Origin of the sequence: uncultured Jatrophihabitans sp. (assembly GCF_964246335.1) — a bacterium.
Taxonomy (GTDB): Bacteria; Actinomycetota; Actinomycetes; order Mycobacteriales; family Jatrophihabitantaceae; genus Jatrophihabitans.
The window spans coordinates 1-13,976 of the sequence record NZ_CAXTQF010000020.1; the positions used below are offsets into that span (position 1 = coordinate 1).

12 protein-coding genes are annotated in these 13,976 nt (G+C 70.9%); 7 read left to right on the plus strand and 5 right to left on the minus strand.

The window, feature by feature from the left end; all coding sequences use genetic code 11:
• Positions 1-8 precede the first annotated feature (8 nt).
• Genes ACFFCN_RS08025 through ACFFCN_RS08035 form a run of 3 tightly spaced genes read right to left on the minus strand, consistent with a single transcriptional unit; the run spans position 9 to position 3,530 of the window.
• Entirely contained in the window at positions 9-875 is an 867-nt protein-coding gene (locus ACFFCN_RS08025) for a MaoC family dehydratase (RefSeq protein ID WP_375490669.1), read from the minus strand.
• Complete coding sequence (locus tag ACFFCN_RS08030) at positions 872-2,197, minus strand: 3-oxoacyl-ACP reductase (protein WP_375490620.1); 1,326 nt, start codon at positions 2,195-2,197, stop codon at positions 872-874. Before ACFFCN_RS08030 ends, ACFFCN_RS08025 begins: the two co-directional genes overlap by 4 nt.
• A gap of 43 nt (positions 2,198-2,240) precedes the next feature.
• Positions 2,241-3,530 carry an acetyl-CoA C-acetyltransferase gene (locus ACFFCN_RS08035; protein WP_375490621.1) on the minus strand — a complete coding sequence of 430 codons (1,290 nt, stop codon included), beginning with the start codon at positions 3,528-3,530 and terminating at the stop codon, positions 2,241-2,243.
• Between the two features lie 31 nt (positions 3,531-3,561).
• Between ACFFCN_RS08035 and ACFFCN_RS08040 the strand changes: the two genes are divergently transcribed.
• The 4 genes from ACFFCN_RS08040 to ACFFCN_RS08055 all read left to right on the plus strand — a co-directional run bounded on the left by ACFFCN_RS08040 (position 3,562) and on the right by ACFFCN_RS08055 (position 7,502).
• Entirely contained in the window at positions 3,562-4,320 is a 759-nt protein-coding gene (locus tag ACFFCN_RS08040) for a TetR family transcriptional regulator (RefSeq protein WP_375490622.1), read from the plus strand.
• A 58-nt stretch (positions 4,321-4,378) separates the two neighbouring features.
• Positions 4,379-5,629 (plus strand): arginine deiminase, encoded by a 1,251-nt coding sequence (locus tag ACFFCN_RS08045; protein WP_375490623.1) that lies wholly within the window; start codon positions 4,379-4,381, stop codon positions 5,627-5,629.
• A 197-nt stretch (positions 5,630-5,826) separates the two neighbouring features.
• The gene (locus ACFFCN_RS08050) at positions 5,827-6,402 is read left to right on the plus strand and encodes a PadR family transcriptional regulator (protein ID WP_375490624.1); all 576 of its coding nucleotides are present in this window, start codon (positions 5,827-5,829) and stop codon (positions 6,400-6,402) included.
• Entirely contained in the window at positions 6,402-7,502 is a 1,101-nt protein-coding gene (locus ACFFCN_RS08055; RefSeq protein ID WP_375490625.1) for an inositol-3-phosphate synthase, read from the plus strand. Before ACFFCN_RS08050 ends, ACFFCN_RS08055 begins: the two co-directional genes overlap by 1 nt.
• Before the next feature lie 160 nt (positions 7,503-7,662).
• On the opposite strand, the gene ACFFCN_RS08060 is transcribed toward ACFFCN_RS08055, so the two are convergent.
• Positions 7,663-8,250, minus strand: a complete 588-nt coding sequence (locus ACFFCN_RS08060) for a YqgE/AlgH family protein (protein WP_375490626.1) — start codon at positions 8,248-8,250, stop codon at positions 7,663-7,665.
• A gap of 93 nt (positions 8,251-8,343) precedes the next feature.
• Here ACFFCN_RS08060 and ACFFCN_RS08065 point away from each other — a divergent pair, with 93 nt between their 5' ends.
• Positions 8,344-9,663 (plus strand): MFS transporter, encoded by a 1,320-nt coding sequence (locus ACFFCN_RS08065; RefSeq protein WP_375490627.1) that lies wholly within the window; start codon positions 8,344-8,346, stop codon positions 9,661-9,663.
• On the opposite strand, the gene ACFFCN_RS08070 is transcribed toward ACFFCN_RS08065, so the two are convergent.
• On the minus strand, positions 9,608-11,050 hold the full coding sequence (locus tag ACFFCN_RS08070; RefSeq protein ID WP_375490628.1) for a CCA tRNA nucleotidyltransferase: 1,443 nt from the start codon (positions 11,048-11,050) through the stop codon (positions 9,608-9,610). The genes ACFFCN_RS08065 and ACFFCN_RS08070 overlap by 56 nt on opposite strands.
• A 174-nt stretch (positions 11,051-11,224) precedes the next feature.
• Between ACFFCN_RS08070 and ACFFCN_RS08075 the strand changes: the two genes are divergently transcribed.
• Together ACFFCN_RS08075 and ACFFCN_RS08080 are read left to right on the plus strand one after the other, a co-directional pair.
• On the plus strand, positions 11,225-11,650 hold the full coding sequence (locus ACFFCN_RS08075) for an NUDIX hydrolase (protein WP_375490629.1): 426 nt from the start codon (positions 11,225-11,227) through the stop codon (positions 11,648-11,650).
• The gene (locus ACFFCN_RS08080; RefSeq protein ID WP_375490630.1) at positions 11,647-13,896 is read left to right on the plus strand and encodes a DUF6049 family protein; all 2,250 of its coding nucleotides are present in this window, start codon (positions 11,647-11,649) and stop codon (positions 13,894-13,896) included. The genes ACFFCN_RS08075 and ACFFCN_RS08080 overlap by 4 nt, the downstream gene beginning before the upstream one ends.
• Positions 13,897-13,976 lie beyond the last annotated feature (80 nt).

The window sequence follows — 13,976 nt, forward strand, 5'->3', positions numbered from 1 at the left end:
GGTCGGCGTCAGCGCGGGGTGATGCTGCCGGTCAGGTGCGGCTTGCCGGACCTGCGGTCGCGTACGTCGAGCTGCCAGCCGGCGCCGTCGGGCGACGTCGCCACCGAGACCGTGGCCGGCAGCAGCACCGGCAGCTTGAACGCGACGTCGAAGTCGAACGCGTCGGGCAGCCGGCCCTCGAGCGAGGCCAGCGTGCGGGCGGCGAGCCACATGCCGTGCCCGATCGCCGACGGGAAGCCGAACAGCCGCGCCGACAGCGGGTGCAGGTGGATCGGGTTGCGGTCGCCGGAGATCGCGCCGTAGCGGCGCCCGATGTCACCGGGCACCCGCAGCGTGGCAACCGCACCTTGCAGCGGTGCCAGCTCGGGACGCTCGGACTTCTTCGCCGGATCACCCGACGGTTTGCCGCGGCGCAGATACGTGCTGCGGCCGTTCCACACCAGCTCGTCCCCGACCCGTGCCTCGGCGACGAGGTCGAACTGGCGCCCGGCGGGGTGGTCGCGCAGGTCCTCGGCGTGCACACGTAACGACACGACCTCGTCCGCGCGCACGGTGCGGTGCACGGTGATCGCGTTCGCGACGTGCACCAGCCCGACGAGCGGGAACGGGAACCCGTTCTCGGTCATCAACGCCACCGACAACGGGAACGCAAGGATGTGCAGATACGTCGGCGGCAGCTCGTCCGACGTCGCGAACCCGCACACCCGCTGGTACGCGCTCAGGTGCGCGCGGTCGATCGACTGGTCGTCGAGCGTGTACGACGAGTCCGGCAGCGAGTCACCGCCGCCGGAAAACCGGTGCAGCGGCGTGGTGACGGCGGCCTTCGCGTACAGCGGCAGCAGCGACGGTGCCGAGGTCAGCTGCGGCACGGTCAGGCACCCACCAGGTTCTGCCCGCAGACCCGCAGCGTCTGCCCGTTGACGCCACCCGCACCGGGCGACGACAGCCAGGCCGCTGCCTCGGCGACGTCGATCGGCAGGCCGGCCTGCTGCAACGACGACAGCCGGCGCGCCACCTCGCGGGTGGCCAGCGGCATCTTCGCCGTCATCTCGGTGTCGATGAAGCCCGGCGCGATGGCGTTGATCGTGGACGCGCCGTGCCCGGCGAACGCCTGCGCCGACGCGCGGACGAGCCCGATGACGCCGGCCTTCGTGGCGCCGTAGTTGGTCTGGCCGCGGTTGCCGGCGAAGCCGGTGGTGGACGACAGGCACACCACCCGGGCCTGGTCGTTGAGCTGGTCGCCGGCCAGCAGCGCGGCGTTGATCCGCAATTGCGATTCGAGGTTGACCGCGATGACCGAGTCCCACTGCTCGGGTTTCATGTTGGCCATCAGCTTGTCGCGGGTGATACCGGCGTTGTGGATCAGGATGTCCAGCCCGTGGGTGTGCGCCGCCAGGTGGTCGAGCAGCCGCTGCGGGGCGTCGGTCGACGCGACGTCGAGGTGCAACGCCGTGCCGCCGATGTCGTTGGCGACCTTGGACAACGCCTCGCCGGCCTGCGTGAGATCGGCGGCGATGACGTCGGCGCCGTCGCGGGCCAGCGTCCGCGCGATCGCCGCGCCGATGCCGCGGGCGGCGCCGGTGACCAGCGCGGTCTTGCCCGCCAGCGGCTGGTCCCAGTCCTTCGGCGCCGGGGCGGTACCGGCGCCGAGCAGCAGCGGCTGACCGTCGACATACGCCGAGTGGCCGGACAAGAAGAACCGCAGCGCGGACGGCAGCGATGCCTCATCGGTGACCCACAACAGGTTGGCAGTCGCACCGCGGCGCAGTTCCTTGGCGAGCGAGCGGACGATGCCGTCCAGCGCCTGCCGTGTCGTGTCGACGGTGATGTCCGCGCCGTCGGCAGGCGCGGCCAGGACGATCACCCGCCCGGACGCAGCCAGCGCCTTCACGCCCGGGGCGAGGAATTCGCGCACGGCAGCGAGATCGCCGGGGGTTGCGACGCCGCGGGCGTCGAGCACGAGCGCCGACACCTTGTCGCCGTCGACGAGCGTGTCGGCGACCTCGACCCCGGCCCCCGTCAGCGCGCGCTTGACCGCGGTCGGCGCCTTGCCGGTCGAGCCGACGAGCGCGACGCCGGGCAGCACCGGGTCGCCCGGTGCGTACCGGCGTAGCTTCGCCGGCTTCGGCAGCCCGACGCGGTCGGCCAGCGCCGCCCCGACGGGTGAGTTGACGAGATTCAGGTACCGATCAGCCATGCGTGGTTCGTATCCCTCGTGATCGTGGACGTGTGGTGGCGGGTTACTTCTCGAGAATGGCCGTGACGCCCTGCCCGCCGGCCGCGCAGATCGAGATGAGCCCGCGCCCGGAGCCCTTCTCGTTCAGCATCTTCGCGAGCGTGGCCACGATGCGCCCGCCGGTGGCCGCGAACGGGTGACCGGCCGCCAGCGACGAGCCGTTGACGTTGAGCTTCGCGCGGTCGACCGCGCCGAACGCGCCGGACAGGCCCAGGCGATCGCGGCAGAAGCCGGCGTCCTGCCAGGCCTTGATCGTGGCGAGCACGGTGCCGGCGAACGCCTCGTGGATCTCGATGAAGTCGAAGTCGTCGAGGGTCAGCTTGTTGCGGGCGAGCAGCCGCGGCACCGCGTACACCGGCGCCATCAGCAGGCCCTCGTCCTTGCGGTCGCCGTGCACGTAGTCGACGGCGCCGGTCTCGGCGTCGACGAAATGCGCGAGCACCGGCAGGTTGTGGTCGGCGGCCCACTCGTCGCTCGCGAGCAGCACCGCCGACGCGCCGTCGGTCAACGGCGTCGAGTTGCCGGCGGTCATCGTCGCCTGATCGCCGAAGTCCTTGCCGAACGCCGGCGAGAGCTTCGCCAGCTTCTCCACCGTCGAGTCCGCCCGCAGGTTCTGGTCGCGGCTCAGGCCGAGGTACGGCGTGATCAGGTCGTCGAGGAACCCACGGTCGTAGGCGGCGGCCAGGTTCTGATGCGAGGCCGCGGCGAGCTCGTCCTGCGCCTCGCGGGTGATGCCCCACTCCAGCGTGGTGACGGCCTGGTGCTCGCCCATCGACAACCCGGTGCGCGGTTCGGAGTTGACCGGGATGTTCGGCACCAGCTGTTGCGGCCGGATCCCCGCCAGCGCCCGCAGTCGCCCCCCGACGGACTTGGCGCGATTGGCCGCGAGCAGCACCTGCCGCAGGTCCTCGTTCACCGCGATCGGCGCGTCGGACGTCGTGTCGACGCCGGCCGCGACCGCCGACTCGATCTGCCCGACGGCGATCTTGTTCGCGGTCAGGATGACCGTCTCCAACCCGGTGCCGCAGGCCTGCTGCACGTCATAGGCCGGGGTACGCGCCGAGAGCCGCGAGCCGAGCACCGACTCGCGCGTCAGGTTGAAGTCGCGGCTGTGCTTGAGCACCGCGCCGGCAGCGACCTCGCCCAGCTGCTCGTCCTGCAACCCGAAGCGGGCGACGAGCCCGTCCAGGGTGGCGGTGAGCATGTCCTGATTGGAGGCATGCGCGTACGGGCCGTTCGAGCGGGCGAAGGGGATCCGGTTGCCGCCGACGATCGCAGCGTTTCGAGAGTTCACGCTAACGACAGTATCGGCTACTTTGAGTTGCGTGAAGAAACGTGTGGCCGGACTAACCCCGCCACCGACCGGTGACGGCACGCCACGGGTGGACGGCCGTGCCGCCCGCTGGACCGGTCATCGCGCGACCCGGCGCGAGGAGTTGATCGACGCCACCGTCGCCGCCGTCGACGAGTACGGCGCCAACATCGGCGTCGACCAGATCGCCGCGGCCGCGCGGACCAGCAAGCCGGTCATCTACCGCTACTTCACCGACAAGGACGACCTCTACCGCGCGGTCGGCGCGCGCGTCGTGCGGCAGATCTCGGAGACGCTGCTCGACGTCGGCCGGCACGGCAGCGACCCCGACCCGCGCAATTTGCTGCGCGCGAGCATCGATGCGTACCTGCAACTGCTCGAGGACCATCCGCAGCGCTTCCGGTTCGTCACGCAGCACCGGGTGTTCAACGAGGCGCGCGTCGGCAAGCCGGCCGCGGTCGAGACCGGCAGCGGCGCCGTCGCGCACGTGCTGACGGCGGCCCTGGGCGAGCACCTGCGGTTGATCGGCATCGACCCGGTGTCCGCGTCGCCGTGGGGCGAGGCCGTCGTCGGGTTCATCCGGGCGGCCAGCCTGTGGTGGCTCGACCATCCCGAGCAGATGACACGCCGACAGCTCACCGACTACCTGGCCGCCCTGCTGTGGGGCGGCGGCGCCGGGGTATATCAATTCGCGGGACAGCCGGTCGACTCGAGACCGCCCGACGGCATCTTCGGCCGGCTCGCGGACACTGACGAACGGGAATCTCGATGACCGAAGTGCCGACCGACACTGCGCCGGACGCCGTGTTCGCTGCGCCGATCGCCGCCGGGTGACGGCTCTGCAGCCGAGCGTCCGGTCGGAGATCGGCCGGCTGCGGCACGTCATCACGCACCGCCCGGGCCGCGAGCTCGACCGGCTCACCCCGTCGACGATGCACGACCTGCTCTTCGACGACGTGCCGTGGGCGGCACGTGCTCGTGAAGAGCACGACCAGTTCGTCGAGGTCCTGGCCAGCCGCGGTGCGGTGGTGCATCCGTTCGCCGAGCTGTTGGCCGGCGCCCTCGCCACTGCGGACGGCCGCGAGTTCGTCGGCGACCGCACGTGCACACCGGAGCGGTTCGGCGAGCAGATGGCACTCGCGCTGCGCCGACTGTTCGACGACGCCGATCCACACCGGCTCGCCGAACTGCTCATCGGTGGCGTGCTCAAGTCCGATCTCGGCGACGACATCGGCGCGCTGACCGGGCTGCGGTGGCAGTCGCTGCGCGCGGACGACTTCGTGCTCCCGCCGTTGCCGAACACGTTGTTCCAGCGCGACAACGCAGCCTGGATCGGCGCCGGTGTCACGGTGAATCCGATGGCCAAGCTCGCCCGGCAACGCGAGTCGGTGCACACCCGCGCCGTCTTCCGCTATCACCCGATGTTCCGCGACGTTGCGTTCACGTTCTTTTTCGGCGACGACGACCGCGACCACCGGCCCGCGTCGCTGGAGGGCGGCGACCTGCTCGTGATCGGCGACGGCGTGGTGTTGATCGGCATGGGCGAACGCACCACGGCGAGCGCCGTCGAACTGCTGGCCCGACGCCTCTTCGAGGCCGACGCCGCACACCTCGTACTCGCCGTCGACATCCCCCAGGCCCGCGCGATGATGCACCTGGACACCGTGCTGACGATGGTCGACACCGCGACGTTCGTCGCCTACCCGCACCTCGACCTGGACGCCCTGCGCGTCTGGCGGATCACGCCGGGCGCGGGCGACGAGCCCCTGGTGCCGCTGCACGTCGAGCCGACCGGGACGCTGTCGGCGGCGCTGGCCGAGGCGCTCGACGTGGACAAGGTGCGCATCCTGCGGGCCGGCGACGACGCGCGCGCCGCCGAACGCGAGCAATGGAGCGACGGCAACAACTACTTCGCGCTCGAACCCGGTGTGGTCATCGGCTACGACCGCAACACCGTCACCAACGCCCTGCTCGCCGAGCACGGCATCGAGGTGCTGGCGATCTCCGGCGGCGAGCTCGGTCGCGGCCGCGGCGGAGCGCGGTGCATGACCTGCCCGGTCGTCCGCGACCCACTCCCCTGACGACCGCCCCGTCCCCCTTCTTGCAAGCCGGGATGACCACTTTTCGCGCCGAAAAATGGTCGTAACAAACCGGGAGAAGGCTGATGCCGCGCTGCTCGGCCTCCCTGCGTTCACCCGGCGGCCACCTGGGGCTCACCGACTTGCCAGGACTGATGTATCGTCGTGATACATCGCGTCGAGATAAGGGGGTGCGCTTCGTGCTCGAGATCGCCGTCCTCGGACTGCTCAATGAGAGCCCGATGCACGGCTACGAGCTGCGCAAGCGCCTTGCCACCCTGCTCGGCGCGTTCCGGGCGTTCTCCTACGGCTCGCTCTACCCCACGCTGCGCCGGCTGTGCGAAGCAGGCTGGATCAGCGAGGCCGCGCCGATGGAGACCACCAGCGCCGCAAGCCGGTCGCGACGCGGTAAGCGCGTCTACCAGCTGACGGCCGAGGGCAAGGAGCACCTGGCCGACCTGCTGGCCGACGTCGGCCCGGACGCCTTCGACGACGAGGGCTTCGGGGCGCGGCTGGCGTTCTTCGCCCAGACGCGGTCGGAGATCCGGCTGCAGATCCTCGAAGGGCGCCGCCGGCGCGTCGAGGAACGACGCGACGGCATGCGCAGTGCGCTGAGCCGCACCGGGGAACGCGTCGACCGCTACACCCGCGAACTGCACAGTCACGGGCTCGAGTCCGTGGACCGCGAGGTCCGCTGGCTCAACGAGTTGATCGAGCATGAACGTACGTCCGTACCAACACCACAGCAGAGCAAAGAAACGAAGGAGGAGCCCTGATGGGTTCAGAGCACAAGTCGGGCGCCATCAGGGTCGCCGTCGTCGGCGTAGGGAACTGCTGCGCGTCCCTCGTCCAGGGCGTGCACTTCTACCGCGACGCCGATCCGGCCCGGAAGGTGCCGGGTCTCATGCACGTCAACTTCGGGCCGTACCACGTCAGCGACATCGAGTTCGTCGCCGCGTTCGACGTGGACGCGAAGAAGGTCGGCATGGACCTCTCGCAGGCGATCCTCGCCAGCGAGAACAACACCATCAAGATCTGCGACGTCCCGCAGCTCGGCGTCCCGGTTCAGCGCGGCCACACGCTCGACGGTCTCGGCAAGTACTACCGCGAGACGATCGAGGAGTCGCGCGAGGAGCCGGTCGACGTCGTGCAGGTCCTCAAGGACCAGGCCGTCGACGTGTTGATCTGCTACCTGCCGGTCGGCTCGGAGGACGCCGCGAAGTTCTACGCGCAGTGTGCCCTCGACGCGAAGGTCGCGTTCGTCAACGCGTTGCCGGTGTTCATCGCCAGCACCCCGGAGTGGGCGCAGAAGTTCACCGACGCGGGCGTGCCGATCGTCGGCGACGACATCAAGAGCCAGGTCGGGGCGACCATCACGCACCGCGTGCTCACCAAGCTGTTCGAGGACCGCGGCGTCGAGGTGCAGCGCACCTACCAGCTCAACGTCGGCGGCAACATGGACTTCAAGAACATGCTCGAGCGCGACCGCCTGGAGTCCAAGAAGATCTCCAAGACCCAGTCGGTCACCTCGCAGGTCCCCGACCGCGACATGGGCGCCCGCAACGTGCACATCGGCCCGTCGGACTACGTCGCGTGGCTCGACGACCGCAAGTGGGCGTTCGTGCGCCTCGAGGGCAAGACGTTCGGCGACGTGCCGCTTAACCTCGAGTACAAGCTCGAGGTGTGGGACTCGCCGAACTCGGCCGGCATCATCATCGACGCCCTGCGCGCGGCGAAGATCGCCAAGGACCGCGGCATCGGTGGCCCGATCCTGTCGGCGTCGAGCTACTTCATGAAGTCACCGCCGGTGCAGTACTTCGACGACGAGGCGCGCACCGCCGTGCAGGACTTCATCGACGGCAAGGTCGAGCGCTAGGCAGACCGCTAGGCAGACCGCACTCCCGCGACAACTCCACCCCGCTGATCAACAGCGCGTTTCGGTCGCCTTGGCGACCATTCGCTGCTGTTGATCAGCGGTGGTCGTCGAGGGACCGGTTGATCAGCGGTGGTCGTCGAGGGACCGGTTGATCAGCGGGTCAGTTGCGGGACGGGTCCTCGGGGAACGTCGAGACCAGGCTCAACGGGGCAGGTTGGCGAGCCAGCACCCGGCGCCACATCACCCGCGGCTCGTCGCTGAACAGGTCGGCGGACGAGCCGCCGAACACCCACCACGCACCTTCGGCGAGCTCGGCCTCCAGCTGGCCGGCCGACCAGCCGGCGTGCCCGGCGAAGACGCGCAACTGCCGGGCCTGCGGCGCGATGACCGTGACGTCGCCGTCCAGGTCGATCGTCGAGATGCCGTCGACGACCTCCTTGGACATCTCCTGCGCCGGGTCGGCAACGTTCAGCTGCCCCAGGCACAACGCGCCGTCCGGCTGCACCGGGCCGCCACCGAACACGACCGCGGGCCCGCTGACCGCGTCGTGCCAATCCGGCAACACCTGACCGACCGGCGTGTGGCTGGGCCGGTTCAGCACCACCCCGACCGTCCCCCCGCCGTCGTGCTCGAGCAGGTACACGACGGTCCGCGAGAAGTGCGGATCGCCCAGCAGCGGTGTTGCAACGAGCAGCCGACCGGCCGCCGGCGGCAGGGTGACCACCGCGCCCCAGTCCGCCGTCGCCATCCGCACATCTTGACGCGCGCACGGTCCGACGGCCACCCCGGGCCACGCGCGCGTGATCGGGCTGCACACAAGATGGGCAGTTAGCCTCGTGCCGTGGCCCAGCTGCGCCTCGCGCGACACCGCGGGCACCTCGTCGCCATGCTCGCGCTGCCGGGCGTGCGCCGGCTGCTGTCCGTACGCCTCGCCGGTCAGTTCGGCGACGGCGTCTTCCAGGCCAGCCTCGCCGGCGCGGTGCTCTTCGACCCCGAACATCAGGCCCGTCCTGCGGACATCGCGGCCGGCTTCGCGGTGCTGCTGCTGCCCTACTCGGTGATCGGGCCGTTCGCCGGCGTGCTCCTCGACCGCTGGTGGCGCCAACGCGTGCTGAACCTGGCCAACGTCGTACGGGCGGGCGCGGTGCTCGTCGTTGCCGCGGAGATCGCGGCCGGTGTCGGCGGTGCGGTGTTCTACGCGTCGGCGCTAGTGGTGATCTCGCTGAGCAGATTCGTGCTGTCCGCGCTCAGCGCCGCGCTGCCTCGGCTGGTCGCGCCCAGCGAGCTCGTCACCGCGAACGCGATCACCGCCACGGCGGGCACGCTCGCAGCGTCGGTCGGCGGCGGCGTTGCCATCGGCGCGCGCTGGCTGCTCGGTGACACCGACCTCGACTACGCGGTCATCGCGACCGCTGCCGCGGCGCTGTACCTGCTTGCCGCCGGCGCCGCGAGCGGTTTCGCGCGCACCGTCCTGGGTCCGACGGCCGACGAGCGGCGTGGCCGGGAGAACGTTGTGCAGATCACCCGTGGCCTGCACGCCGGGCTGAAGCACATCGGCGAGGTCGCGCCGGTCCGCGACGGGCTGGCGATGATCGGCCTGCACCGGCTCGGGTACGGCGTAACGACGGTCTGCACGCTGCTGCTCTTCCGCAACTATTTCCACGGCAGTGCGGCCGGCGGCGCGCTACGGAGCGGGTTGGGCGGCCTGGGGCAGGTGCTCGCAGCGGTGGCGCTCGGTGGGGCCGTCGCCGCACTGACGACACCGGTCGCGTTCCGCCGCTTCGGGGCGGTGCGCTGGCCGGCGGCGCTGCTGCTGGTCGCGGCGCTCGTGCAGGTCGCGCTCGTCCTGCCGTTCGCGCTGGGCACCGTGCTGCTGGCCGCGCTGCTGCTGGGTTACATCGCGCAGTCGATCAAGATCAGCGTGGACACGTTGGTGCAGCAGTTGATTGCCGACGCGTTCCGCGGACGGACTTTCGCGCTGTACGACATGCTGTTCAACGTCGCGCTCGTGATCGCCGCCGTGCTGACGGCCTCCGTCCTGCCGGCGAGCGGCCACAGTCCGGCCGCGGTGCTCGTGATCTCGGCCGGTTACGCGCTGACCGCGATCACCTATCTGACGACGGGGCGTCCGGCGGCTGCTGCTGCGCGTACCACCGCTTGAGCTCCTCGATCGCCCGCTCGCGGCCGAGCGCGCCGTGTTCCATCCGCAACGCGAGCAGGTACTGGTATGCGCGCCCGACCAGCGGGCCGGGGGGGATGCCGAGCACCGCCATGATCTCGTTGCCGTCGAGGTCGGGCCGGATGCGATCCAGCTCCTCCTGCGCGGCCAACGCAGCGATGCGGTCCTCGAGCGCGTCGTACGCGGCCGACAACGCCGCGGCCTTACGCCGGTTGCGTGTCGTGCAGTCCGAACGCACCAGCTTGTGCAGCCGCGGCAGCAGCGGTCCGGCGTCGACGACGTAGCGGCGCACCGCCGAGTCCGTCCACCCGCTCTCCCGATACCCGTAGAAGCGCAGGTGCAGGAAGACGAGCTGGCCGACCTGCTCGACGAGCTCGTTCGGGTAGCGCAGCGCCTTCAACCGTTTTCGTGCCATGCGGGCGCCGACGACCTCGTGGTGGTGGAAAGTCACCCGGCCGCCGGGCAGGAACTCCCGCGTCGCCGGCTTGCCGACGTCGTGCAGCACCGCGGCCCACCGCAGCACGAGGTCCGGACCTCCGCTCTCCTCACCAGCCGGTGCCTCGAGGTCGATGGCCTGGTCGAGCACCTGCAGCGTGTGGGCGTAGACGTCCTTGTGCTGGCCGTGTTCGTCCGCCGCCATGCGCAGCGCCGGCAGTTCCGGCAGCACGACGTCGGCCAGGCCGGTGTCGACGAGTACCTCGAGCGCTGTGCGGGGCGCGTCGCCGAGCAGCAGCTTGGTGAGCTCCGCCTGCACGCGTTCGGCGGTGATGCGTCCCAGCTCGCCGGCCAGCTCCCGCATCGCGGCCAGGACCTCCGCCGCGATCGTCACCCGCAGCGTCGAGACGAACCGCGCCGCGCGCAGCATGCGCAGCGGGTCGTCGCCGAACGACTCGGCCGGCGTGCCCGGCGTGCGCAGCACTCCACGGGCGAGGTCGGCCAATCCGCCGTACGGATCGGTGAAGAGGCGGTCGCCGGTCACCGACAACGCCATCGCGTTCATCGTGAAGTCGCGCCGGCGCAGGTCGTCGGCGAGCGAGTCGCCGAAGCGCACGATCGGGTTGCGGCTGACACGGTCGTAGCTGTCTGCGCGGTACGTCGTGATCTCGCACGGCACGCCGTTCACGAGCGCACCGACGGTGCCGAAATCGATGCCGGTCGTCCAGGTCGTCGCGGCGATGCCGGCGAGGACGCCGAGGATCTGCTCGGGCCGCGCGTCGGTGGTGAAGTCCAGGTCGGCGGTCTCGCGGCGCAGGAGCGCGTCGCGGACCGGCCCGCCCACCAGGTGCAGCTCGTGCCCGGCGTCGGCGAAGGCCCGGCCCAGCTGCTGCGCGGCAAGCGGGACCGGAACCAGATCGGCGGGAGAGCTCATCGAGGTGGGTACGTGACCTGCACAGCCATCAGGCATTTCCTCAGGCTGGGGCAGTGTCACGGACGGCCAGCGTACCGACCCGCCGGTTACCATCGGGGAATGTCCCAGGGCACGCCACCGCCCCCTGGGCGCCGAACGGCAAAGCGCCGACGACCGCGCCGCTGGCTGCGTCAGGTGAACGAATACAGCGCCGGCGGCCTGGTCGTCGATCTCGAGGCCGACGTGCCCTCGGCGGCACTGATCGGGCGCACCGACCGGCAGGGCCGGTTGCTGTGGTCGCTGCCGAAGGGGCACATCGAGGACGGCGAGACCGCTGAGCAGGCGGCGGTGCGCGAGGTCGAGGAAGAGACCGGCATCACCGGCACCGTCGTCGCCGAACTCGGCACCATCGACTTCTGGTTCGTCGCGGACGGCCGACGCATCCACAAGACGGTCCGGCACTACCTGATGCGGCGCACCGGCGGCGAGCTGTCCGACAGCGACTACGAGGTCGACGAGGTCGCGTGGGTGCCGCTGAGCGTCATCCGGGAACGGCTGGCCTATCCCGACGAACGCGGTCTGATGGACACCGCGGGCAGGCTGCTCGCGGACACCGCGTGAACGGCGCCCGGTTCCGGCGGATCCGCGCGGTGCTCGCGGGCGCGGCCATCGCGGCCGCGGGCGCCATCCCGGTCGTCGTCCCTGCGCCGGTGGCCGCGGCGGCCCCCAGCAGCGACCTGCGGATGCAGGTCATCGACGTGTCCCCCTCGGCGCCGAACGTGCCGGCCAAGCCGGTGCCGCTCGTCGTCACACTGCGCGTCACCAACACCGGAGTCGCACCGACCGGGCATATCCGGATCAGCGGCGTGCGTGGGGACATCATCGACACCCGCGCGCAACTGGGCTCGGCGTTCGCCCACCCGCAGACGTCCGGGCAGCGGATCAGGCCTACTGCCCCGGTGGCGCTGGCCCTGAACGGTGAGCAGAGCGCGACGGTGCGATTCACGACCACCGTCGGCGCCCAGCTGGAGTCGGGAATCTGCCTGTGCGCGCCCGGCGTCTATCCGTTGTCGTTCACCGCACAGCTGGCGAGCGGCAGCACCAGCCCGCTGGCCACCGCGACGACCTACCTGCCGTCCTACTTCGCCGCGCCGCAGTCGCCGGTGTCGGTCAGTTGGCTGTGGCCGTTGATCGACCGGCCGCACCGGCTCTACGACGACGGGAAGTCGTCCAACGGCACGAGTGCGGACGACGTGTTCACCGACGACAGCCTGACCACGCTGGTGTCGCCGGGTGGGCGTCTGCGGCGTGCGCTCGACACCATGCTGCAGCTGGAGCGGACCGGCAACTTCCCGGTCACCCTGCTGGTCGATCCCGAGCTGTTGGACGAGCTGTACGTCATGCAGTCGCCCTACTTCGTCCGATCCGGCAACCGCACCGTCCCCGAACCCGGCCGCGGCGTGGCCCGCGTCTGGCTCGACGACCTCACCACCCTGCTCGAAACGCGCAGCGCGGTGGACGTGCAGCTGACTCCGTACGCCGATCCCGACGTCCAGTCGCTGCACGCCCACCCGCACTCGTGGACCGCAGCCTTGCCGGCGACGATGCGCCAACGTGTCTCGTTGGCGCTGCCCGGCCGCAAGCTGCAGTCGCAGATCGCGTGGCCGCCGTCGGGCTCGGTCAGCTCGGGCACGCTGGGCGATCTCGTCGACCAGGGCGTGCGCACCGTCGTCGTCAGCTCGTCCTCCGTCAGCCCGCAGACCGGAGACTCCACCAACCCGCCGGTCGGCGTGGCCCGGGTGATAAAGCACAACCACACGGTGGCCGCCGCGCTCACCGACGCTGCCGTCGAGCACTACGCGGCCGCGGCCGTCACGCAGCCGTCCAACTCGGATGACACGGGCGCCGCGACCGCGGTGCCCGCCACCGCCGAGCTGCCGCAACTCGTGTCGGAGGTGTCGCTGCACGCGACGCCGAACAAGAGCGTCGCCCACTCGCTGGTGATCACCCCGCCGCGTTACGTCGACCCGGATCCGGCTGCAGCGGTGCGTGCCATCCGCGATACCAGCGCCGCACCGTTCGCTCGTGCCATGCCACTGAGCGGCATCACCGCGGCCACGAAGCTGCCGCGCAAGCACAGTCACCTGCCGTCGACGGTGCGCGTGCCCGGCCTGCCGTCAGCTGTGCTCACCGATGCGACGACGACCGCCGCGAACCTGCCCAAGATCGGCGCGCTGCTCGACCCCAGGGACAGCGCAGCTGCCGAGCTGGTAGCGGGTCTTCCGGTGGCGTTGCAGCGCTCGGAGTCCGCGGCCTGGGTCAGCTCCGCCGCAGCGGGCCGCAGCTATGCACACGCACTGCGCAGCGGCACGGACACGCTGGTCAACGGCGTCGACATCCGCAAGCCGGCGAGCGGGAGCTACACGCTCGGGTCGTCGAACTCGCCGTTACCCATCGCGGTGCGCAACAACCTGCCGTACAGCGTGCGCATCGGATTGCAGGTGACGACGGTGAACGGCGCGCCCGGCATCACCGTCCGGCCGACCGGCACGCAGGTCATCGCCGCCCACGACCAACGCACCATCCGGTTGCCTGCCCGCGTCGAGCGGACCGGTCGCATCCGGCTGCGCGTGCAGCTGACCACCTCGCGGGGACAGAGCCTCGGCGAGCCGGTGCCGCTCTCGGTCGACAGCACCGCCCTGGGCGTCGTCGGCGTCGTCATCACCATCGTCGCGGGCGCGGTGCTGCTGATCGCCCTGCTGCTGCGCCTGCGCCGTCGGCTGCGCGAGCTGCGCGCACGCCGCAACGGCACCCGGCCGGCTCCGCGCACGCAGCCGGTCGGTGCCATGACCGACGGTGGCGCATGACGAACACGCCGGTCCGCGACGACGACTGGGGCAGTGCGACCCACTACGCCGGCAACCAACCGATCGAGCCGCGGATGTTC

Coding starts and splice junctions, on each gene's coding strand:
- ACFFCN_RS08030 (WP_375490620.1), bottom strand. CDS start 2,197: ATGGCTGATCGGTACCTGAATCTCGTCAACTCACCCGTCGGGGCGGCG.
- ACFFCN_RS08055 (WP_375490625.1), top strand. CDS start 6,402: ATGGGTTCAGAGCACAAGTCGGGCGCCATCAGGGTCGCCGTCGTCGGC.
- ACFFCN_RS08060 (WP_375490626.1), bottom strand. CDS start 8,250: ATGGCGACGGCGGACTGGGGCGCGGTGGTCACCCTGCCGCCGGCGGCC.
- ACFFCN_RS08070 (WP_375490628.1), bottom strand. CDS start 11,050: ATGAGCTCTCCCGCCGATCTGGTTCCGGTCCCGCTTGCCGCGCAGCAG.